Annotated in this window: 19 protein-coding genes, 1 pseudogene and 1 riboswitch; of the genes and pseudogenes, 16 read left to right on the forward strand and 4 right to left on the reverse strand. The window is 52.1% G+C overall.

Going from position 1 to position 22,190, the window contains the following annotated elements:
* Positions 1–34: 34 nt before the first annotated feature.
* The 3 genes and pseudogenes from thiD to thiM form a co-directional block, all read right to left on the reverse strand.
* Entirely contained in the window at positions 35–874 is an 840-nt protein-coding gene (gene thiD, locus D2E26_RS07590) for a bifunctional hydroxymethylpyrimidine kinase/phosphomethylpyrimidine kinase (protein WP_338142128.1), read from the reverse strand.
* Between the two features lie 84 nt (positions 875–958).
* Positions 959–1,600: pseudogene (locus D2E26_RS07595) on the reverse strand (thiamine phosphate synthase); the annotation flags it as partial.
* Positions 1,601–1,769: 169 nt separating this feature from the next.
* A complete protein-coding gene (gene thiM, locus D2E26_RS01120) occupies positions 1,770–2,678 on the reverse strand; it encodes a hydroxyethylthiazole kinase (protein ID WP_125962870.1) in 909 nt (302 codons plus the stop codon).
* A riboswitch (TPP riboswitch) is annotated at positions 2,671–2,775 on the reverse strand. It overlaps the preceding gene by 8 nt.
* A 171-nt stretch (positions 2,776–2,946) precedes the next feature.
* Here thiM and D2E26_RS01125 point away from each other — a divergent pair.
* From D2E26_RS01125 to D2E26_RS01140, 4 genes are all read left to right on the forward strand, one after another.
* Entirely contained in the window at positions 2,947–4,422 is a 1,476-nt protein-coding gene (locus tag D2E26_RS01125) for a glycine--tRNA ligase (protein WP_125962871.1), read from the forward strand.
* A 216-nt stretch (positions 4,423–4,638) separates the two neighbouring features.
* On the forward strand, positions 4,639–5,886 hold the full coding sequence (gene dusB / locus D2E26_RS01130; protein WP_125962872.1) for a tRNA dihydrouridine synthase DusB: 1,248 nt from the start codon (positions 4,639–4,641) through the stop codon (positions 5,884–5,886).
* Between the two features lie 162 nt (positions 5,887–6,048).
* Positions 6,049–7,314, forward strand: coding sequence for a cell division protein FtsZ (gene ftsZ / locus D2E26_RS01135; protein WP_420897183.1), 1,266 nt, complete (start codon positions 6,049–6,051; stop codon positions 7,312–7,314).
* Positions 7,315–7,345: 31 nt separating this feature from the next.
* Positions 7,346–7,810: a cell division protein SepF gene (locus D2E26_RS01140; RefSeq protein ID WP_125962874.1), complete on the forward strand. Its 465-nt coding sequence runs from the start codon at positions 7,346–7,348 to the stop codon at positions 7,808–7,810.
* A 94-nt stretch (positions 7,811–7,904) separates the two neighbouring features.
* Here D2E26_RS01140 and D2E26_RS01145 read toward each other — a convergent pair whose 3' ends face one another.
* Positions 7,905–8,258, reverse strand: coding sequence for an MmcQ/YjbR family DNA-binding protein (locus tag D2E26_RS01145; RefSeq protein WP_125962875.1), 354 nt, complete (start codon positions 8,256–8,258; stop codon positions 7,905–7,907).
* A gap of 144 nt (positions 8,259–8,402) precedes the next feature.
* On the opposite strand from D2E26_RS01145, the gene D2E26_RS01150 reads away from it, so the two are divergent.
* The 12 genes from D2E26_RS01150 to D2E26_RS01205 all read left to right on the forward strand — a co-directional run bounded on the left by D2E26_RS01150 (position 8,403) and on the right by D2E26_RS01205 (position 22,179).
* Positions 8,403–8,690 (forward strand): YggT family protein, encoded by a 288-nt coding sequence (locus D2E26_RS01150; protein WP_125963355.1) that lies wholly within the window; start codon positions 8,403–8,405, stop codon positions 8,688–8,690.
* Positions 8,691–8,804: 114 nt separating this feature from the next.
* The gene (locus D2E26_RS01155) at positions 8,805–10,301 is read left to right on the forward strand and encodes a DivIVA domain-containing protein (protein ID WP_125962876.1); all 1,497 of its coding nucleotides are present in this window, start codon (positions 8,805–8,807) and stop codon (positions 10,299–10,301) included.
* Positions 10,302–10,314: 13 nt separating this feature from the next.
* Complete coding sequence (gene lspA / locus D2E26_RS01160; RefSeq protein ID WP_125962877.1) at positions 10,315–10,884, forward strand: signal peptidase II; 570 nt, start codon at positions 10,315–10,317, stop codon at positions 10,882–10,884.
* A 79-nt stretch (positions 10,885–10,963) separates the two neighbouring features.
* Positions 10,964–11,905 (forward strand): RluA family pseudouridine synthase, encoded by a 942-nt coding sequence (locus D2E26_RS01165; protein ID WP_125962878.1) that lies wholly within the window; start codon positions 10,964–10,966, stop codon positions 11,903–11,905.
* 513 nt (positions 11,906–12,418) lie between these two features.
* Positions 12,419–15,976 (forward strand): DNA polymerase III subunit alpha, encoded by a 3,558-nt coding sequence (dnaE, locus tag D2E26_RS01170; protein WP_125962879.1) that lies wholly within the window; start codon positions 12,419–12,421, stop codon positions 15,974–15,976.
* A gap of 185 nt (positions 15,977–16,161) precedes the next feature.
* The gene (gene hisD / locus D2E26_RS01175; RefSeq protein ID WP_125963356.1) at positions 16,162–17,544 is read left to right on the forward strand and encodes a histidinol dehydrogenase; all 1,383 of its coding nucleotides are present in this window, start codon (positions 16,162–16,164) and stop codon (positions 17,542–17,544) included.
* Between the two features lie 20 nt (positions 17,545–17,564).
* Positions 17,565–18,770, forward strand: coding sequence for a histidinol-phosphate transaminase (locus D2E26_RS01180; protein ID WP_125963357.1), 1,206 nt, complete (start codon positions 17,565–17,567; stop codon positions 18,768–18,770).
* 35 nt (positions 18,771–18,805) lie between these two features.
* Complete coding sequence (hisB, locus tag D2E26_RS01185; protein WP_125962880.1) at positions 18,806–19,405, forward strand: imidazoleglycerol-phosphate dehydratase HisB; 600 nt, start codon at positions 18,806–18,808, stop codon at positions 19,403–19,405.
* Entirely contained in the window at positions 19,405–20,124 is a 720-nt protein-coding gene (locus D2E26_RS01190; RefSeq protein WP_125963358.1) for a hypothetical protein, read from the forward strand. Before hisB ends, D2E26_RS01190 begins: the two co-directional genes overlap by 1 nt.
* Before the next feature lie 17 nt (positions 20,125–20,141).
* The gene (locus D2E26_RS01195) at positions 20,142–20,855 is read left to right on the forward strand and encodes an imidazole glycerol phosphate synthase subunit HisH (RefSeq protein ID WP_125962881.1); all 714 of its coding nucleotides are present in this window, start codon (positions 20,142–20,144) and stop codon (positions 20,853–20,855) included.
* A gap of 73 nt (positions 20,856–20,928) precedes the next feature.
* Positions 20,929–21,657 (forward strand): bifunctional 1-(5-phosphoribosyl)-5-((5-phosphoribosylamino)methylideneamino)imidazole-4-carboxamide isomerase/phosphoribosylanthranilate isomerase PriA, encoded by a 729-nt coding sequence (gene priA, locus D2E26_RS01200; protein WP_125962882.1) that lies wholly within the window; start codon positions 20,929–20,931, stop codon positions 21,655–21,657.
* Between the two features lie 291 nt (positions 21,658–21,948).
* Positions 21,949–22,179, forward strand: a complete 231-nt coding sequence (locus D2E26_RS01205; RefSeq protein ID WP_125962883.1) for a hypothetical protein — start codon at positions 21,949–21,951, stop codon at positions 22,177–22,179.
* Positions 22,180–22,190: the final 11 nt, after the last annotated feature.

Consider the following 22,190-nt stretch of genomic DNA (forward strand, 5'->3'; position numbering starts at 1 on the left):
CTTGATTTCTCCGGCCGAGCGGCCGGCTACAGCATTAGCGCCACTGCCAGGCGTGATCAAATGGACCCGAACCAGAGCCCAGATCAAGCATTTGTCTCAAAGCGCCAGAAACATAAAGCTTCGCTTGCTCAATAGCCTGCTCAAGGCTTGCACCAGCAGCCAAGTTGGCAGCAATTGCAGACGACAGCGTGCAGCCAGTACCATGCGTATTCGGATTGTTAATGCGTTCGCCATAGAACCATTGCGTGGCACCATCCGTGCGCACGAGCAAATCATTGGCATCAGCCAAACCATGGCCGCCCTTGACGAGCACGTTGCAACTATAGTGCTCAGCAATCAGGTGACCTGCCTGCTCCATATCGTCTTCCGATTCTGGAACTAGGTCAGAACCAATTGTCTCAAGCAGTACACGAGTTTCCGGCAGATTTGGCGTAATCAACGTAGCCATAGGGAACAGACGAGACGTCAACGTAGCAATAGCATCATCGTTAATAAGCTTGGCGCCACTCGTGGCAACCATAACTGGATCTACCACAATATTGACGGCCTTATTGGCCTCCAATGCATCGGCTACAGCGGTAATGCCTTCAATACTTGGCACCATGCCAATTTTGACGGCCTGAGGTGGAATATCGTCAAACACAGCATCAATCTGCTTGCGAATTGCAACAGGGGAAAGCTCTTCAATATGCGTGACACCCTTCGTATTCTGTGCTGTAATAGCACAAACGCAGCATTCGGCAAATACGCCACAAGCCATCATCGTCTTCAAATCAACTGGAATGCCGGCGCCACCTGACGAATCCGTTGTTGCCACACTCATTGCTGCAGGTAGCGTTGTACGACGCAGCTCTGCTGCTGGATGATCATGCATCTGATCACCACGCACTTGCTGCCAAGCGGCAACGAGCTCATGCGTAGCCTGCTCGGGATCCTCAGCCTTCGTAATAGCCGTAATAACAAACCAACCGTCAGCCTTAGAACAAGCCAATGTGTCAATATCGTTGAGCTTGACGCCGCCGCCCACAACAATTGGCAAACGCGTTAACGAGTGCAAATGATCAATCGAAGCTGCAGCAAGCGTATGGCGCGCACCATGGTCATCAATAAGAATGCAATCTGGCTTTGTGCTGGTTTCATGCCAAGGACCAGCACCTAAATAATCAACAGTGCCAAATGGCAGCGCTTCAGCACGGCGAACATCATCCTCAGTCTTAGCGCTCAGACCAATAATTGCATCGCGACCCAAGAGATGGCGGGCCATTTGAGGATCAAGATCGTCCTGACCAATATGCACGCCATCAACCTTGATACCCTTGGCACGAGCTTCAAGAGCAGCATCCACACGATCGTCAATAACGAATGCCACGCTCTGATCCTTGCCTTCTTCGGCAATAACAGCAGCAATGCGCTCGGCCATATCTACGATCTCGCGTACATCAGCATGCTTAGCACGCAACTGAATGAAGCTAGCACCACCGCGCAAAGCATCGCGTACCACATCAGCTACATCGCGACCATTCGTATCATCTGGGCCGAGTACCAAATAGAAGCGCAAATCAAAGCAATCGCGCATCGATCGGTATGGAAATATATTCATTATTTACTCACCTGCTCCATTGAGGTAATAGGGACGCATTGATTGCACGCTTGGAAAGCCAAGTCGCAATACGAAAAATACAACAGAAGTCAACTGAACTGCAGATGAACGAAGCAACTGTGAACAACGGACTGCAGTCCAGTGAACTTCTGACAGCGTGCTGCACTACTCAGCACTCCGAAATCTCAGCAGCACTAACCTGCTCAGCAGTGGCTGCGGCAAGTGCGTCAAGGAACAACGCTTGGAACGTTCCCGGACCTGCCGGCAGAGCCTGACGAACCGGAGCGCACGAATCGCACTGATTGAGCGCGTCCAGCGCCTGAGCGGCAGCATCGGACGCAACGTTATAGAGCATGCTGGCAGCCAGAGCAGCAACGAGTGGGGAAGCGACTGATAAATAGGTTGCCGTAACGCCACCGAGCGAGCAGCCGGCACCCGTAATCTTCGTCATAAGCGGGCTGCCACCATGTAAACGGAACGTCTGCGTGCCATCAGTAATCAAATCTTCTTCACCAGAAACGGCAACAGCAGCCTGGCCAGACGGCGTATGTTCAGCCATAAAACGAGCGAGCAGACGGGCTGGTTCCATTGCTGACTGCACATCGTCGGCAGACTCAACACCTTCAGGACCATGCGACGATGAACCGCAATCCAAACCCCACAGCTGAGCCAACACAATAATTTCTGACGCATTACCGCGCACAATAGTTGGCGGATTGTGCTGCATATCAGTCAAAATATCGGTGCGCGTTTGACCAAGGCCGGCAGCAACCGGATCAAGCACCCACGGCTTCGCGGACTCGTTGAGATCTGCAGTAATCGCATGCAGCGCATCACTATAACTTGGCAGTAGCGTACCAACGTTGATATAAGCGGACTTAGCCAAAGCGGCGATGGCATCGAATTCAGTAGCAATAAAACTCATTGCTGCGCTACCGCCACAAGCAAGCTGAGCATTGGCCACAAAATTCATCGTGACGAAATTCGTAAAAGATGGGGCCATAGGCGACTGCGACTTAACGTCCTGAACAGCCTGGGCAATTGCTTGACGAAGTGGATGCTGTGCCGGCAAATTCATAAATCGTGCTCCCTACACTGGTGTTAGCCAACAGGTTCTAAGGGTTAGGCATCACAGCCATTCTCAGCCGCTTGAGGCGGCACCCCTGCAGGACTTGAACGTAATGGCACAACTGGACGGAATCGAGCTGAAAGCTCAGCTTGTGCTCACAGAATGAACAAATGCACCAAACTGTGACGCAAGACATACATAACCGGCATTGCGTCAGAACGTGAGGATAGGCTGAGACGTTGATACAAAACCCCAAACCGTTCAACCCAGAAGGTGCATTGTGGCTAGTAAACTTGATGAAGTCGTTTCCCTCGCTAAGCGCAGGGGCTTCGTTTTTCCTGCCGGTGAGATTTATGGTGGCACGCGTTCAGCATGGGATTATGGCCCACTTGGCGTAGCCCTTAAGGACAACATCAAGCGCGAATGGTGGCGTTCGATGGTTGTTACGCGTCCAGATGTTGTGGGCGTTGATACCTCGGTTATTCTTCCATCGCAGGTGTGGGTGGCTTCGGGCCACGTCTCCGTGTTCAACGATCCGCTCGTTGAGTGCCTGACCTGCCACAAGCGCAACCGTGAAGATAAGCTCATTGAGTCGTATGCAGAAAAGCACAACGACCAGCTTCCAGAAAACGGCCTCAAGGATATTGTGTGCCCTAACTGCGGTACTCGCGGTAACTGGACTGAGCCACGTGACTTCAACATGATGCTGCGCACGAACCTCGGCCCAGTTGAGGACGAGAACTCGCTGCACTATCTGCGTCCAGAGACGGCACAGGGCATTTTCGTTGACTTCAAGAACGTTATGACCTCGTCCCGTATGAAGCCACCATTCGGCATTGCTAACACGGGTAAGAGCTTCCGTAACGAGATTACGCCAGGCAACTTCATCTTCCGTACGCGTGAGTTCGAGCAGATGGAAATGGAGTTCTTCGTGGCTCCAGGCCAGGACGAAGACTGGCACCAGTACTGGATCGACGCTCGTACGCAGTGGTACCTCGATCTTGGCATCAAGCCAGAGAACCTGCGTCACTACGAGCATCCAAAGGAGAAGCTGGCTCACTACTCGAAGCGCACCGTCGATATCGAGTACAAGTTCGGCTTCCAGGGCTCCGATTGGGGCGAGCTCGAAGGCGTTGCAAACCGTACCGATTACGATCTGTCAGCACACGCTGAGCACTCGGGCGAGGATCTTGCATACTTCAACCAGGCAACTGGCGAGAAGTACATCCCATACGTCATTGAGCCAGCTGCTGGTCTGTCGCGCTCGCTCATGGCATTCCTCGTGGATGCTTATGACGTTGATGAGGCTCCAAACACGAAGGGCGGCGTTGACAAGCGCACCGTGCTGCGTCTTGATCCACGTCTGGCTCCTTACAAGGCTGCTGTGCTGCCACTGAGCAAGAAGCCTGAGCTGCAGGAAGTGGCTCAGAACCTCGCTGCAGATCTGCGCCTCAACGACTGGATGATCAACTACGACGAATCCGGTGCTATTGGCCGTCGTTACCGTCGTCAGGATGAGATTGGTACGCCTCTGTGCATCACGATTGATTTCGATACGCTTGATGATCAGGCTGTGACCGTGCGTGAGCGCGATTCGATGAAGCAGGAGCGCGTGGCACTCGATAAGGTTGCCGATTACGTGCGTGCACGCATCGAAGACAAGCACACGCGTGTGCCTCTTAAGCCAGTGGCTCTTGGCGGCAAGGAATGGCCAGAGTCCGTGCACATCGCTGAAGCTGGCGGTCTGTACTGATTCAAGTTGAGCCACGTATTGGTGCAATAGCTCAGAACAAAATCGCTATTTTGTAGAGCGAATGTGAACATATAGTAGTAAGCCATGGTCGGAGGAACGGCCATGGCTTACGGTATTTCATCAGGTACAACATCAATGTGAAATACGTGGCAACGCATACGGTTGCGTTAATCCGTGTATTACCCAAATCTCTTTTCTCGATAGCAGGGGAGCAAGTTGAGCAAACATGCTGAAGAGACCGTGCTGCGCACGGCCCATGAGACCACACATTTTGATCCACGTACCAGCGAACAGGAGTTGCCAGCAAAGGCACCAGCGAAGCTGAATGCCGTGGACTTGGGCTCAGTGCATGTAGAAACGCCAGTTATTCTCTCGCCAATGGCAGGAGTTACGAATTGGCCATTCCGCGTGATCTGCGAAGAATATGGTCCTCACGGACTCTATGTTGCAGAAATGATTACGGCACGAGCACTGGTGGCTAAGAACCCTAAGGCATTGCGTCTTTGCCGTTTCGCTCCTTCTGAACGTATTCGTTCGTTGCAGCTCTATGGTGTGAATCCATCCATTATGGAGCAGGCAGCACAAATGGTCGTCGACAATAATATGGCCGACCATGTTGATTTGAATTTCGGTTGCCCAGTCCCAAAGGTGACGCGTCGCGGTGGCGGCTCGGCTCTACCATGGAAGACTGATCTCTTTGCTGATGTGGTTTCACGCGTTGTTGGCGTGTGTGACAAGGCTGGTATTCCAGTTACGGCAAAGATTCGTGTGGGTATTGATCACGAGCACGAAACCTTCCACGAAGCTGGCCATATTGCGCAGGAGGAAGGCTGCAAGGCGGTTACGCTACACGCCCGTACTACTGCGGAATATTATGGCGGTCATTCTGATTGGACTCGTATAGCCGAACTTGTAGATGAGCTCGACGTACCAGTATTTGGTAATGGCGATATCTGGGGTGCTTCAGACGCTATGGCCATGGTGGAGCAGACCGGTTGTGCAGGTGTAGCAATTGGTCGTGGTTGCCAGGGTCGTCCTTGGATCTTCGCTGATATTAAGAACGCCTTTGCTGGCTCTGACGAGCGCGTCAATCCAACGCTTGGTGAAGTGGCACGAGTCATGATGCGTCACGCAACGCTTATGACTGAGTTCCACGATGGCGATGAGCAAATGGCAGTTCATGACATGCGCAAGCATATTGCTTGGTATTTGAAGGGCTTCCCAGTAGGTGGCGGTGTGCGCCGCGCCTTTATGGAAAGTGAATCCCTTGCAGACATGCAGCGCATTATTGACACGCTTGATCTTGATGCAACGCTTGCTCCTCGAATTGTGGATGCTCCTCGAGGACGAGTGCGCTTCGCTAAGAAGGTGCATTTGCCGTATGGCTGGCTCGATTCGCGTTCTACAACGCATGATGAGCGTGAAGCCCTCTTCGGTGATGATCCGATGGATGCAAGTTACTGAAATTTGAATTGCGTTTTGCGCGCAGAGATGCTGAAATAACGACTGGATACCCCTGAAGGGGGCACGAAGTGCCCTTTTAAAGAATTTAGTGTCGTTTTTTCCAGCAAATATTCATGCTTGTGCGTTACAGTGGTGCAAGACCGTGAGTGACAGGAGACAATGGTGAGCGAGATTACCCAGCCAGAGACCGAATTGAATGACAAGACTTACATCAAGGTTGTCGGTGTTGGCGGTGCAGGTGGTAATGCTATTAACCGCATGATTGCAGAGGGTTTGCAGAATGTTGAATTCGTTGCAATTAATACCGATGCAAAAGATTTGATGCGTTCTGACGCAGAGACCAAGATCTCGCTGAGTGATAAGACGAATCGTGGCCTGGGTGCAGGTGCAGATCCTGAGAAGGGTGCACAGGCAGCAAAGGATCATCAGGAAGAGATTGAAGCTGCCGTTAAGGGCGCCGATATGGTGTTCATCACCTGCGGTGAGGGCGGCGGCACTGGTACTGGTGCATCTCCAATCGTGGCACGGGCAGCACGCCAGCAGGGCGCACTGACCATCGCTGTCGTAACTCGACCATTCAGCTTCGAGGGTCCTCAGCGTGCTAACTCGGCTCTGCTCGGTATTGAGAAGTTGCGCAAGGAAGTTGACGCAATCATCGTCATTCCTAACGATCGTCTGCTCGAGCTGTCCGACAACTCGATCGGCATTGTTGACGCATTCCGTACGGCTGATACCGCACTGCTTGCAGGTGTGCAGGGCATCACCGACATGATTCGCCAGAACCCATACATCAACGTCGACTTCCAGGACATCACCTCGATCCTTAAGGATTCTGGTTCTGCTCTGTTCGGTGTTGGTTCCGCATTCGGCGACGATCGCGCTACGAAGGCTGCAGAAATCGCTATCAGCTCGCCTCTGCTCGAAGAGAGCATCGAAGGCGCTACGGGCGTGCTCATCAACATCGCTGGCCCAATGGACCTCAAGCTGCAGGAGATCAACGCTGCTGCAACGCTTATTCGTCAGTACATCCACCCTGAAGCACAGGTCATCCTTGGTCTTGCTCTCGACGATGCTTACGGTGACGAAATGCGCGTGACCGTGATCGCAGCAGGTTTCGACAGGGATAAGAACGCAGAAGAGCCAGCTAACGTTGATCTGCTCGTTGCTGACAACCAGTCCAAGCCAGAGCTTCCTCACACTGCAGAAACGCCAGTTGCTGCAGCTCCAGTGACGCCAGCTCCTGTGACTCCAGCTCCTGTTATGCAGCAGCCAGTCGCTCACGAAGAGCCAGCAACCGTGCCTTTTCAGGCACAGCCAAGCGCCCCAGTTCAGAACAACGAGCAGTCTCTGAACTTTGGCAACACGACGTACACGAACGATGATGATGACGACATGGGTGAGCTCGATATCCCAGACTTCCTGCGTTGATTGAAACGCTGACTGCAAAGGATCCATTGGTATGGCTGGATTTGTGAAGAACGCAATGTCTTACTTGGGCATGTCTGATGTTGTTGATGAGGACGATGAGTCGTTCGATCAGGAAGACAACATTGCACAGCCTGAGTACACCGCTGAAGAAGACGTGAAGCCAATCGCTACGACGTCGACTTCTTCGGAGTCCTCGTATAAGCTTTCGAAGCCATTCCAGAATCGAGTGACTCGTATTACTACGATTCATCCGAAGGAATACAAGGATGCTCAGATGGTTGGCCGTGCACTGCGCGACGGCACGCCAGTCGTGCTCAACCTGACGGGTGTTCCACAGGCTGACGCTTACCGCATTATCGATTTCTCGGCTGGCGTTGTGTTCGGTCTGCAGGGATCGCTGGAGTGCGTTACGAAGCGCGTCTATCTGCTGAGCCCACCATCGGTGAACATTGTCAGCAAGGATGACGAACTCGACTCTGAGCTGTTCGCTGACTGATTCGTCGTTCCCATTACCATTTCGGTAATGTCTCTCACTTACGAAGAAACCTCTGGTTTTATGCCGGAGGTTTTCTTGTTTTCTGTGGGTTTTCTCACTCGGTAAGTTCGTAACTTTGATCTATAAGATCTTGTATTTCTGCTTGAGCGACTGTGCCATCCAGCAGCACCGAAATCCAATGCTTCTTATTCATGTGATATGCATGCAGAATGCCAGGCTTTTGCACAAGATCATCAATTTGCGTCGGTGGGCACTTGAGGTTGGCTACCCATTTTGGTTCGTCACTAGCAAGCCCAAGCTTCTGTGCTGAAATTTCCATAATCAGCATGTACCACTTGCCCGTATCAGCATGACGGAAGACGAGATAGTCTGGATACTTCATCCAAGGTCGGTCGGGGAGTGTGCCATAGGTGGCTTTGCAGTAGTCAAGAATAGGATCAATCTCCATGGCGTACTCCTTCGATCGGTTTCGAATCATTGATAGCTGCTTACAACAATAGAGACGCTTAAAGCCGTACGCTTAGTGACAAAGTTTGTAGGTGATTTGTGAGAATACTCCTCATGTCCCATGTATTTTTGTAGTCTTATGGGCATGCTGTTTGGCTTGTTGTACATTATGCTGCGCATCATCGATTGGCTGCTTGAGGCTTATATCGCGGTGCTCTTCATCCGCATGATCCTTGATTGGGTTATGGCGCTCACGCGTTGGACGCCTCGAGGTATTGCCTCAACGCTTGTGCGTATTGTGTATCAGCTGACTGAACCACCATTACGATGGCTACGCAGATATATCAAGCCGATCCCACTTGGGCCAATTTATTTTGATACGAGTTTTCTAGTGCTGTATTTTGCGCTCATAGTATTACGCATCATCATTTAATGGTAAATCGGCCAAAGAAAGCGCTTTTTATAGTGTTAATTAGAAGGCTTCGTGATACAGTCTCTTATTAAGACCAACTAGCGAGGCTATGCCCCGAAGAGAGGTGACACATTCATGGCTCTTTTGACGCCAAAAGATATTAGGGAGCACACCTTCCAAACTGTGCGTTTTAAGGAAGGTTACGACGTTGACGAGGTCGACGATTTTCTCGACCAGGTAACCGAGACCGTCGAAGCACTCGGTAAGTCAGCAGTCGCAGGTGGACAGTCCACTCAGGCACTCGGTCCTGAAGTTTCTGCTCTCAATACAAAGATTTCTGAGCTCAGCGCTCAAGTCGAGTCGCTGACGGCTGAGAACAACAACTTGAAGTCGCAGGCTAAGGCTGCTGCTGAGGCTGCTTCTTCGAACGATGTTCAGAAGGCTGTTGCTAAGGTGCAGGAGCAGGCTCAGGCTGCACTCAAGGAGTCTCAGGAGCGTGAAGCAGCTGCTCAGGCTAAGGTTCAGGAAGTTGAGCAGAGCAACAAGGCTCTGACTTCCCAGAACGAGCAGCTCAAGGGTCAGGTCGAGCGTCTGTCGGCTCAGATTGATCAGCTGACGGCTCAGACCGCAAAGAACTCGAAGAAGGGTGAGCTCGAAGCACAGCTCGCCGAGGTCACGAAGCAGCGCGATCAGTTCCGTGCTGATTCCGAGGGTCTGCGTCACGAGCTCGAAACTGCAAACGAGCAGACGATTCGTGCTCAGCAGCTCGAGCAGCACCTTAAGGAAGTCTCTCAGCAGCTCACTGAGTCGAAGCAGCGTGAAGAGCAGCTGCGCGACCAGGTCTCCAAGATGGAGCCAGCAACTGAGACGGGCAGCCTCCAGAAGATTCAGGGCGCTGCAGCAGCAGCTAACTCTGAGCCAGAGCGCGCAACCGCAATGCTTGCATTGGCAATGCAGCTGCACGATCAGTACGTTGACAAGGGCAAGGCCAAGGCTCGCGAGATCACTGAAGAATCTCAGCGCAAGTACGAAGACCTCGTCACGAAGGCTAACAACTACTCTGAGCGTACGCGCTCTGAGGCTGATGAGTACCAGGCACGCGTCCACAACGATGCAGACCAGTACTCCGAGCAGACTCGTGCTGATGCTGACGCTTACTCGAAGAGCAAGCACCAGGAAGCTGACCAGTACCTCGCAGATCGTACTGACGAAGCTAACAACTATGTAGCAACGAAGACGAGCGAAGCTGATAACTACGCTGATTCCAAGGCTAACGATGCAAACGCTTATGCAGAGCGCAAGCAGGCTGAGGGCGATCAGTACGCACAGCAGAAGAAGAGCGAAGCTGATCAGTACGTCGTCGATCGTCACAACGAAGTCGACGCTTACGAAGCAGAAGCTCAGCAGCGTGCTAACGACTACGACAAGAAGACCCGCTCCGCTGCAGATGACTATGCAACTCAGGTTCGCGAGAACCTCGAGCAGCAGGCCAAGGTCATTCAGGGCAACATCCAGGGCCTGAAGACGTTCGAGACGGAGTACCGTTCGCGCCTGACCGAGTTCCTGTCGCAGCTGCAGGCTCAGGTTTCGGATACGAACAACTACAGCTCGGTTGAAGATAAGAACAACTGACTGACAAGAGCCTATGACTCAACTCGCTAGTTCAGCAAGACGGCCGCGTGCACGACGCGCGGCCGTCTTTGCATGCATCGCCATTGTTGCTATTGTGCTTGATCAACTGACTAAGTTGTGGGCGCTGACCGCGTTATCTGATGGACGTACTGTTCCTGTGCTGGGCTCGTTGTTACGCCTCACACTCGTATTTAATCCAGGTGCATCACTCGGATTCTTAGCGTCACATACATGGATTATTGCGCTATTCGCAATTGCGGCATGCATTGTTTTAATTGTTCTTGCATGGCGCACTACATCAATGCTGTGGACTGTCTTTTTGTCTCTGGCATTCGCTGGCGCGTTCGGCAATCTTATTGACCGCGTGATCAACGCCACGGATGTACTCAACGGCGCTGTTGTTGACTTCTTGAACTACGGCTGGTCCGTAGGCAATGTGGCCGATATTGAGCTCATGGTTGCAGGCATTGGCATTGTGTTGATGATCCTGTGCAACGTTAAGTTCTCTGACGCTCACGAAGTCAACGGCACTGCAGATACGAGTGAACAGACGCAGTCCAATCAGGCGGCCTCTACCAAGTAATTCGTAGCGTTTCTTTGCAATCGGCTGCTACGCATACGATTGAATTACTTCAGATGCACCTAGAGGGGGAGTATAAGTTATGAGCACACGGCTGTTGCCGGCACCAGACATGCTAATCGGTAAACGATTTGATGTGGCATTAGCTAAGATGACAGGCCTTTCACGTGCAAAGGCTGCAGAGCTCGTAACCTCCGGTGCTGCCCATGTGTTGGGCCGTGACGTTGATAAAGCTTCGGAGCTGCTTGCTGGTGACATGATTGAGATCATCGAGCAAGAGCCAGAGCACAAGGTCGAACCAATTGCTCACGATATGGCTGTTGTCTATGAAGATGACGACGTCGTTGTTGTTGACAAGCCAGTTGGCGTAGCAGCTCATGCTTCTATTGGATGGACTGGTCCAACGGTGCTGGGCAGCTTACTCGACCGTGGCGTGCATATTACGTCCTATGGCGCTCCTGGCAGGCAAGGTATTGTGTCACGTCTTGACGTTGGCACCTCTGGCCTGATGCTCGTGTGCAAGTCTGAGCTGGCATACAAAGAAATGCGTCGTCAGTTCTCCGAGCATGAGGTCGTCAAAACCTACGAAGCACTAGTGCAGGGTAACCTCAAACAAGATAAAGCCACGATTGATGCTCCTATTGGACGCGCCAAGGTTAGTGACTTCCGCTTCTGCATTACACCACTTGGCAAGCATGCCATTACGCATTGGGATGTGCTCGAGCGCTTCGGCGAAGCAACGCTGGCTCGCATTAACCTCGAAACTGGTCGTACACACCAGATTCGTGTACATTTTTCTTCCATTGGCCATCCACTCGTGGGCGATCCAATGTATGGCGCTAATCCAAAGCTCTCCGAAGCTTGCGGCTTAGACCGTCAGTGGCTGCACGCTATTCAGCTTGAATTCCGCCACCCACGCACCCATGTGTGGACTACGGTGAGGAGCACGTTGCCGGCGGATCTGGATCATGCTCTTGATGTGATGCGCCAGCGTCAACAGCAGCGCGAGCTCGCCGACGCCTGATCGCTGCCGTTGCTGCAGCAATGAGCAACAACACCATTGTTGCAGCACAACATGGCCAGAACGCTGCAACGCAGCCAAGCTGCAACAGCGCTGGGCCAAACATCAACGGATGCGCAGGATCCGTTGCAACAAGCCTTTCTAGCCCGATCACGGCTATACCATCGGCAATCGTGATAAGCAGTGCAAGCGCAGTAAATCGCCACCACGAGCGTTGTGCTTGTTGCCGTTTCTGAAGCTTTTGTTTTTGCTGTAGCTGTTGTTGCTGTTGCCGTTGCTGTTGCCATTGCCACTGCATGATTCACCTCCTTAAGCATTCACGCTAGGGGATTGGCATACATCGCCGCAACAGCGTTGTACGCATGTCGACGAGGGCACGGCGTGTCGGCAGCTGAGGAGCTCATACCATAAATTCGCGCATTTATCGCCCTTTTCTCGGCCTTTCTTTGAGGCCTATACAAAATCTTCTCATTTCACTCTTGCTCGGAGTCGAATTCGACACGTACATTGGAACGCATGACACAAACAGCCGACTTCGTGCATCTGCATAATCACACGCATTATTCCTTGCTCGATGGTGCTTCCAAAATTCCAAATATGGTGCATCGCGCAAAAGAACTCGGTATGAGCGCAGTCGGCATTACCGACCACGGCAATATGCATGGCGCCTATGAGCTGTGGAACGAGGCAGTGTCGAATGACGTGAAGCCAATTATTGGTATTGAGGCTTATGTCACGCCAGAAACCTCCCGTTTTGATAAGTCCCGCGTGCACTGGGGTACTGAAGATCAGCGCCGTGACGACGTGTCCGGCGGCGGTCTGATTACCCACTTGACGTTGTGGGCAGAAAACGACAAAGGCCTCGTCAACCTGATGAAGGCTAGCTCCGTGGCTAATCTCGAAGGCCGCGTCATGCGCTATCCGCGTATGGATAAAGAAGTGCTGCAGACCTACTCCGATGGTGTGATCTGCGGTTCTGGCTGCCCATCTGGCATTATTCAAACGCGTCTGCGCTTAGGCCAGTTCGACGAAGCTTTGCGTGCAGCAGGCGAGCTGCAGGATATTTTCGGTCGCGAAAACTTCTACATTGAGCTCATGGACCACAATCTGGCCATTGAACACAATGTCACCAAGGATCTGCTGACTATTGCTAAGAAGCTCAATGCTCCTTTGCTGGCTACGAACGACGCCCACTACGTGATGCCAGAAGACGCTTCCGCTCAGGACGCTATGCTCTGCATTAACTCGGGCTCCACGCTTGATGAGCCAGGTCGATTCAAGTTCGACGGTGAAGGTTACTACCTGCGTCCAGCAGAAGAAATGCGTGAGCTGTTCAAGGAACTGCCAGAAGCTTGCGATAACACACTTGAAGTCGCTGATCGCTGCAACGTTATTTTCGACGATCACGAAGATGGCGCCTTCATGCCTGAATTCGACTGCCCAGAAGGCTGGGATGAGACGAGCTTGTTCCTGCGCCGCGTCGAAGAAGGCTTGGAAAAGCGCTACGACGGTAACCCACCAATCGAGGTACGCAAGCAGGCTGATTACGAATGCGGTACGATCTGCCAGATGCAGTTCTGCGGCTACTTCCTCGTCGTCGCTGATTACATTAACTGGGCCAAGTCCCACGACGTTATGGTCGGCCCTGGTCGTGGCTCGGCAGCAGGCGCTATGGTCGCTTACGCTATGGGTATTACCGATTTGGACCCATTGCGCCACGGCCTGATTTTCGAACGCTTCTTGAACCCAGAACGTGTTTCGCTGCCTGATATCGATGTCGACTTCGATCCTGAAGGCCGTATGCGCGTGCTCGAATACGTGGCAGATAAGTATGGCCACGATAAGGTCGCACAGTGCGTTATCTACGGTACGATTAAGACGAAGCAGGCTTTGAAGGATTCGGCTCGAATTATGGGCTACGAATTCTCGATGGGCGACCGCGTGACGAAGGCACTGCCACCGTCTCAGACGGGTGGCAAGGATATTGCCATTAAGGATATTTTCAACCCAGACGCCAAGCGTTACGCCGAAGCCCGCGAATATCGTGAGCTCTACGATTCGGATCCAGATGTTAAGCGCATTACCGATCAGGCTATGGGCATTGAAGGCCTGATTCGTCAGACTGGTGTGCACGCTTGTGCAACGATTATGGGTTCGAAGCCTATTACCGATACGTCGCCACTGCTTGAGCGTACTGATGGTACGATCACGACGACGTTCGAGTACCACACGTGTGAAACGCTTGGCCTCGTCAAGATGGATTTCTTGGGTCTTTCCAACCTTACAGTGATCCACGATACGCTTCGTAATATTAAGAACAACGGCAAAGAGCCTATTGAATATACGAAGATTCCACTCGACGACAAGGCCACGTACGACCTGCTTTCCAGTGGTGAGACGCTGGGTGTGTTCCAGCTCGATTCCGACGGCATGCGCTCGCTGCTGAAGATGATGCGACCAGATAACTTCGCAGATATCTCGGCATTGATTGCACTGTACCGACCAGGCCCAATGGGTATGGATTCGCACACGAACTATGCAAAGCGTAAGAATGGTTTGCAGAAGATCGAGCCAATTCATCCTGAAGTTGAGAAGGCTCTGGAACCAGTTCTGAAAGAGACCTACGGTCTGATTATTTATCAGGAGCAGATCCAGTTCGCAGCTCGAATTCTTGCAGGTTACTCGCTTGGTAAGGCAGATGTGCTGCGTCGAGCCATGGGTAAGAAGAAGCCTGAAGTGCTGGCTAGGGAGAAGGTCCCATTCTTCAAGGGTATGAAGGACCACGGTTACTCCGAAGAAGCAGCACAGGCTGTTTGGGACGTGTTCCTGCCATTCGCAGGCTACGCGTTTAATAAGGCTCACTCGGCTGCTTATGGTCTGATCTCGTACTGGACGGCATATCTCAAGGCTCATTACCCAGTCGAGTTCATGGCTGCTTTGCTGCAGAACGCCAAGAGCAACAAGGATAAGACGGCTCTCTACCTCGGCGAAGCTCGTCGTATGGGCATTAAGGTGCTGTCTCCAGACGTTAACGAATCGCTGTACGAGTACGCAGCAGTTGGTGACGTTGTGCGTTTCGGCCTTGGCGCTGTGCGTAACGTCGGCGAAGCCGCAGTGCAGGAGATTATTAAGGAACGCTCGTCTGCCAAGGGTAAGTTCGTGAACTTCATGGACTACATTCAGCGCGTGCCACTGAACGCCATGAATCGTAGGCTTGTGGAATCGCTGATTAAGGCAGGCGCATTCGACTCGATTGAGCCAAACCGTCGTGCGCTGTTCCAGATTCACGAAGCTGCTATTGATTCGTATGTCAACATTAAGCGCAAGCAGGCTGAAGGCCAGTTTGATCTGTTCGCCGATATTGACGGTACAGAAGACACCGATGCCATGGGCGACGTGCGCATTGACATTCCAGATGTTGATGAGTGGGATAAGAAGACGAAGCTCAACTTCGAACGCGAGATGCTGGGCCTGTACGTGTCTGACCACCCATTAAGCGGCATGCAGTCTGTACTGGCTGGCTTGCGTGAAATGTCGATTGCAAAGCTCATCGATCGTGCTCCTGCTATGGAAGACCGTACGCAGGTGACTATCGCTGGTCTGGTTACGCATGTGGAGCGCAAGGTTTCGAAGCGTGGTAACGCTTGGGCTTTGATCACGGTTGAGGATATGGAATCCTCGATTCAGTGCATGCTGTTCGGTAAGGTGTATGAAGCTAACGCTAATGACTTGGCCGTCGATACGGTTATTCAGATTCGAGGCACTGTGGATGTGCGTGATGAAACCGTTTCGCTGCGTGCCACCGAAATGCAAGTTGCTGATCTGGAAGATGAGGACTCGCGTCCGCTGGTTATTACACTGCCAGTGCGTGCGCTCAACCGCCAGCGTCTCAACGAGCTCGGCCAGACGCTGACGAACCATCCTGGCTACAGCGAAGTCAAAATTGCTGTTATGGATGATCAGGATAACGCTCGCGTGCTGACGTTGGGTGACCGCTTCCGTGTGAAGAGGGATACGAGTTTGTTCGCCGAAATTAAGATTCTGTTCGGCCCTCACTCGATTGAGTCCGTCTGATATTTCGTTGAACCAAGCAGGTTTCCAAATCTGCTTGGTTCTTTTTTATTACTGGAGAAGCGTCAATAGCAAAGAAAAACTACCTGTATGCCCCCGTTTCTCAAGATGTGACGCATATTGACAATTTATACATCATTTACTGAGAAACGTTGCTACGATGATGCGGTATGAGTGAACAAACGATCATGCGCGTCATAGATCTACGCGGCAAGTCCCTCACCCGTGCACAGATGCTCGCGGCAATGCCTCGAGCTGAGATGGGCACCGATGAGGCCACGGAATTGGTACAGCCAATCCTCGATAACGTCAAGGCCAATGGTGCCAAGGCATTGCGTGAATATGCAGACCGCTTCGATCATGTGGTTCCAAAACATTTGCGGGTACCGGTTGACGTTATGGAAGCGGCTATTGCCAGCCTCGACCCAGAAGTCAAAGCAGCTATTGAAGAGTCGATTCGTCGTGCTCGCGCCGTTGCTGCCAACCAGGTGCCAGAAGACTTCCACACAGATTTAGCCAATGGTGCTCGCGTTTCTGAACGTTGGATTCCAGTGCAGCGCGTTGGTCTCTATGTGCCTGGTGGAAAGGCCGTCTATCCAAGCTCAGTCATTATGAATGCCGTACCTGCACAGGCTGCAGGCGTGGATTCGCTGGCTATTGCTACGCCACCAAACCGTAACGATCCTGATGGCTGGCCAAACCGTACGATTCTGGCTACGTGTGCCATGCTCGGCGTTGATGAAGTCTATGCCGTTGGCGGTGCTCAGGCTATTGCCATGTTTGCTTATGGTGCAACTGATCCAGATGATCCAGCAAATCCAGTGTTGTGTGAGCCAGTCGATAAAATCACTGGTCCTGGCAATATTTTCGTGGCCACTGCAAAGCGCCTCGTATCAGGCATTGTTGGTATTGACGCCGTCGCTGGTCCAACAGAAATCGCCATTATTGCGGACGAAACTGCCAAGCCGGGCTGGGTTGCGGCAGATTTGATCGGCCAAGCGGAACACGATGAACTGGCTGGTTCCGTGCTGATTACGGACAGTACCGAACTTGCTGACGCCGTGCAGGAAGAACTGAAAACTCGCGTGCCTCGCACGAAGCATGCTGAACGAGTGCACACGTCGCTGTCAGGCCAGCAGTCGGGCATTATTGTGACCGACGATCTGAACCAAGCCATTGACGCTGCGAATGCGTACGCAGCCGAGCACTTGGAAGTGCAAACAGCCGACCCAGATGCGGTTATTGCACGTATTCGTAATGCTGGTGCTATTTTCCGCGGTAACTACTCGCCAGTACCGCTCGGCGATTACATGTCGGGTTCGAATCACGTGTTGCCAACCAGCGGCACGGCTCGCTTTGCTGCGGGCCTTGGCGTGCACACGTTTATGAAGCCTGTTGAAGTTATTGAATATGAGCGCGAGGGCTTGAAGGAACTGGCTGCCCGCGTCAATGCGTTTGCAGTGTCGGAAGATCTGCCAGCGCATGGTGAGAGTGTATTGAGCCGTTTTGTAGACGACCCATATAACAAGGAAACGCTTGATGCACAAGAGACGGAGGCTGGTCTGAAGTGACAGCAGAAACGAATGCGTTAATGGATGCAGCAGCAGATGCGAATGCAGGGGAGCCGGCAATTCCAACTGATCTGCCACTGCGCAATGATCTGATTGGTGAAGAACCATATGGTGCTCCTCAGTTAGACGTTCCTGTGTGCTTGAACGTCAACGAGAATCCATATGCGCCTAAGGCCGATGTGGTCGAATCAATTGCGCAGCGCATTCGTGAAGCAGCTCGTAGTGTGAACCGATATCCTGATCGCGAGCACGAAGCGTTGCGCCAGGCATTCTGTGACTATCTCAAGGCCGAATCTGATGCGCGCTTGCAGCCTGCGCAGGTGTGGGGCGCCAATGGTTCGAATGAGATTATGCTGCAGCTGTTTATGGCATTCGGTGGCCCAGGTCGTACTGCGCTAGCACCAGCGCCAACCTATTCGATGTATCCCGAATATGCGCGCGATACGTTTACGGCTTGGCAAACCGTTCCTCGCAACGATGACTTCACGGTCAATGTTGTGGATACCATTCAAGCCATGCATGAGCTTCAGCCTGCCATGGTGGTGCTGACGAGCCCAAATAATCCAACGGGTACGCCATTGCCAATCGAAGATCTCAAGCAGATTCTCGAGGCAAGCCAGAGCGCAACGGTGGCTGGTGCACAGCCGGGAACGCATCCGATTGTCGTGGTCGATGAAGCCTATATCGAGTTCCGTGATCCAGGCACTCCTTCGGCAACAACGCTCGTCAACGACTATCACAACTTGGCAGTCAGCCGCACGATGAGCAAGGCTTTTGCGTTTGCGGGTTCGCGTGTGGGTTATGTGGCAGCTGACAAGGGCATTATCGATTGTATGCGCATTGTGCGTATGCCATATCACTTGTCGGCCATCACACAGGCTGCCGCCTTGGCTGCGTTTGATCACACGGATGAGCAGCTTGCTGAAGTCAATCATTTGCGTCAAACGCGTGAGCAAACGGCACAGTGGCTGACGACGCAAACCTATAAGGGTAAGGCTCTGCAGGTTATGCCATCGCAGTCGAACTTCATTTTGTTCGGCGGCCATTTGGCAGAGCGTGAGCTCATTTTTGAGCAGATGCTTGAGCGCGGTGTGCTGATCCGCGTGGTTGGCCCTGAAGGCTGGTTGCGCGTATGCATGGGAACCGATGAAGAAATGGCGCAATTCCGCGCAGCTCTTACAGCAAGTTTACGAGCTGCAGAACAAATGACGGGCTATACTGCCTAACAGATACTGACATTCCAACATGAAGGAGGCCAGCAGTGGCACGTACGGCTTCAATCGTGCGCGAAACAAGCGAGTCGAGCGTAGAGCTCAGCTTGAATCTCGATGGCACTGGTAAGACCGACATTGAAACTTCAGTGCCGTTCTTTAACCATATGATGACGGCTTTGGGTAAGCACTCGCTTATTGATTTGACGATCCGCGCTCATGGCGACACGGATATTGATGCGCATCATACGGTTGAAGATACAGCCATTGTTTTTGGTGAAGCACTGCGTCAAGCGCTTGGCGACAAGCGTGGTATTCGCCGTTTTGCCGATGCCACGGTGCCGCTTGATGAAGCACTGGCCAAAGCTGTTGTTGACGTGTCGGGTCGACCATATTGCGTGTGCTCGGGCGAGCCTGAGGGCTTCGAGTACTGCATGATCGGCGGTCATTTTACGGGTTCGCTCGTACGCCACGTTATGGAATCAATTGCGATTCATGCTGGTATCTGTTTGCATTTGCACGTTATTGCAGGTCGTGATCCGCACCATATTGCTGAGGCTGAGTTCAAGGCTTTGGCTCGTGCGTTGCGATTTGCTATTGAGCTGGATCCGCGCGTAGACGGTATTCCAAGCACTAAGGGAGCGCTGTGATGTCTCGTTCTGAGAACACTAACGACGATCAGTTCAACGAGTTTCATGATGCAGATCTTGAAGCTGCGTTCGCTGAACTTGAGCAGGAGTTTCAAAATTTAGATTCGGCCGCTGAGACTGCTGCCGATGCTTCAGCTGCGTCGGTTGCCGACTCTGCCGCATCCATTGCCGCAGAGGCCGCTGATCAGCAGATTGATTCCTCGACTAGCGAGGAACCACAGGTGAACTTCGAAGATGAACTGCAGGGACTGCTGGGCAATAAAGCTAAGCAGGCTGTGCTGGTGACTCGTCTGACGAGTGCCTCACTGCTGGCCGCATTCTGCCAGTTGGCTGATATTGCTGCCGATTGTGTGGATGCAACTGAAGGCTCGGTTGCTATTCTGCACAATCTTGATGGTGATGGTCCGGAAGCTGCTGCCAAGGATTTGACGACTGTGGTGTCTGGCCTAGTTGCCGTACTCGCCGTGAACCGTGCTGACAAGCTCGAAGCCACGATGTATTTCGAAGGTGAAGCAGGTCAACAGTATGCGCCACCGCTGCTGTTCACGACGACGCCACCATTTGTTGAAGATTTAATGCTTGGCATTACCACGCTTGATGAGCTCAAGTCTTCTGGCGTGCATTTCCATTCGTCAGGTGATCTGACAAGGGATCAGGCATTGGCCATTATTTCGGCTCACACGCGCTATGGCCGTGGAGGCAATTCCTCAATCGAATAAATCGGAAAGGAACACCTATGACCTCAGTGGTGGTGTTTGATTACGGCTTTGGCAATGTACGTTCGATGATGCGTGCACTGCTAAACCTTGGTCTTGATGCAACGTTGACTTCGGACTATCACACCGCACTTGAGGCTGATGGTTTAGTCGTTCCTGGCGTTGGTGCATTTGCGGCCTGCATGAAAGGCCTGAAAGCTGCAGCAGGAGATCGCGTTATTTTTGATCGTCTGCGTGCAGGCCGCCCTGTGCTTGGTGTATGCGTCGGCCAACAAATTATGTTCAAATACGGCGAAGAAAATACACAAGCACAACAAGAAATTGATCGCATTGCGCAGTCGCTTGAACATCAAACAATCGAAGAACCACAGCCAACGTTGGCTGAGGGCCTTGGCTTAGTTAATGGCACAGTACGCTTGCTTGATGCTGATGTAGTGCCACATATGGGCTGGGACACTGTAGAGGCTGAGCCAAATTCTGTGCTGTTCCGTGGCATAGAAGGGGAGCGTTTTTACTATGTGCACTCCTATGCAGCACATGAGATTGCTCCAGCTGATATTACGCAGCACAATATCGATTGCGGCAACAATATAACAACGGCGTGGTGCACGTATGGCCGTAGCCGATTCGTCGCCGCTTTTGAACAAGGCCCATTATTTGCTACACAATTCCATCCAGAAAAATCAGCCCAAGCTGGTGCTCAATTACTGAGGAACTGGGTCAGTGTGCTGTAACAGCCACTGACAAATAAACAGGAATAAAAAGTTGTAAAAAAGAGAGTAACCACTCACGATTAAGGAGAACGGCATGGCATTAACATTGCTGCCCGCAGTTGATGTGCGCGACGGTAAGGCTGTGCGCCTAACGCAGGGAAAATCGGGATCGGAAACGGATTATGGCTCACCGCTCGAGGCTGCGCGCACGTGGGTGGAACTCGGTGCTGAGTGGATTCATCTTGTTGATTTAGACGCAGCATTTGGTACGGGCAATAACAGGCCGCTGCTGCGCACAATTGTTAAAGAATTGGGCGACCAAGTTCATATTGAAATGTCAGGTGGCATGCGTGACGATGCTTCGATTGCTGAGGCTATTGATTCAGGAGCATCGCGCGTCAATATTGGTACGGCTGCACTTGAGAATCCTGACTGGACGGCCGAGCAGATTGCCAAATATGGTGACAAGGTTGCTGTTGGCCTTGATGTACGTGGGCATACGCTTGCCGCACGTGGATGGGTCAAAGAGGGCGGCGATCTCTTCGAGATGATGGAGCTGCTCGACTCAGCTGGATGCTCACGATATGTGGTTACCGATGTCAACCGTGATGGCATGATGACTGGGCCAAACTTGGACCTGCTCACTGAGGTGGCTCAGGCGACGAATGCTCGAGTTACGGCCAGCGGTGGCATTTCGGCGCTCGCTGATCTGGAACATCTGAAGGCACTCGAACCATTGGGTGTGGATTCTGCGATTCTTGGTAAGTCGCTCTATACCAAGGCATTTACATTGCCTGAGGCTCTGAAAGTAGCGCGCAGCTAAATATAAATGAATATGATTATTCATATAAAAACGAAAGTTCGTATGAGTAATTTCTGATCGGGTAGCAAGCTCGAAATCGTTGAAAGGCCAAGCATGCTGCTTGGCCTTTTTGTTTTATTTGTATTGATTATCAAGAATTTGGTCTCGAATATTGATATTTGAAGATAGTGTAAAGGGGGTACCCCTATACAGTGAAATGACCGGATCAACGACTGACCGGAAACCCTCAACAAACCGCATATTGACAGCATTTTTGTGCTGCAATTATGCGCAAAATCAGGAGAAATAACTATGAAGGACCGAACTCGATGGCTACTTCTTAAGCTACTAAATCCTAATTTATGGGTGAGCCAGCGCTATGGCGCTTGGTATTTAGTGCTGCTTGCTGTGCTCATGACTATTGGCTTTGCTCTTGCTTGCGCGATGTCCGTTTGGTGTATCACCAATGGTCACGGCACCTTCACCGGAGGCTTCGTGTGGGTAGATTTCGGCTTCGAGCTCAGAGTGCACTGTACCAATTAAGAGTTCGAAAT

It is taken from the genome of Bifidobacterium dolichotidis (assembly GCF_003951975.1).
Lineage (GTDB): Bacteria > Actinomycetota > Actinomycetes > Actinomycetales > Bifidobacteriaceae > Bifidobacterium > Bifidobacterium dolichotidis.

Coding starts and splice junctions, on each gene's coding strand:
- thiD (WP_338142128.1), bottom strand. CDS start 874: ATGCATGATCATCCAGCAGCAGAGCTGCGTCGTACAACGCTACCTGCA.
- thiM (WP_125962870.1), bottom strand. CDS start 2,678: ATGAATTTGCCGGCACAGCATCCACTTCGTCAAGCAATTGCCCAGGCT.
- D2E26_RS01140 (WP_125962874.1), top strand. CDS start 7,346: ATGGCTGGATTTGTGAAGAACGCAATGTCTTACTTGGGCATGTCTGAT.
- D2E26_RS01145 (WP_125962875.1), bottom strand. CDS start 8,258: ATGGAGATTGATCCTATTCTTGACTACTGCAAAGCCACCTATGGCACA.
- D2E26_RS01150 (WP_125963355.1), top strand. CDS start 8,403: ATGCTGTTTGGCTTGTTGTACATTATGCTGCGCATCATCGATTGGCTG.
- D2E26_RS01155 (WP_125962876.1), top strand. CDS start 8,805: ATGGCTCTTTTGACGCCAAAAGATATTAGGGAGCACACCTTCCAAACT.
- lspA (WP_125962877.1), top strand. CDS start 10,315: ATGACTCAACTCGCTAGTTCAGCAAGACGGCCGCGTGCACGACGCGCG.
- D2E26_RS01165 (WP_125962878.1), top strand. CDS start 10,964: ATGAGCACACGGCTGTTGCCGGCACCAGACATGCTAATCGGTAAACGA.
- dnaE (WP_125962879.1), top strand. CDS start 12,419: ATGACACAAACAGCCGACTTCGTGCATCTGCATAATCACACGCATTAT.
- hisD (WP_125963356.1), top strand. CDS start 16,162: ATGCGCGTCATAGATCTACGCGGCAAGTCCCTCACCCGTGCACAGATG.
- D2E26_RS01180 (WP_125963357.1), top strand. CDS start 17,565: ATGGATGCAGCAGCAGATGCGAATGCAGGGGAGCCGGCAATTCCAACT.
- D2E26_RS01190 (WP_125963358.1), top strand. CDS start 19,405: ATGTCTCGTTCTGAGAACACTAACGACGATCAGTTCAACGAGTTTCAT.
- D2E26_RS01195 (WP_125962881.1), top strand. CDS start 20,142: ATGACCTCAGTGGTGGTGTTTGATTACGGCTTTGGCAATGTACGTTCG.
- priA (WP_125962882.1), top strand. CDS start 20,929: ATGGCATTAACATTGCTGCCCGCAGTTGATGTGCGCGACGGTAAGGCT.
- D2E26_RS01205 (WP_125962883.1), top strand. CDS start 21,949: ATGAAGGACCGAACTCGATGGCTACTTCTTAAGCTACTAAATCCTAAT.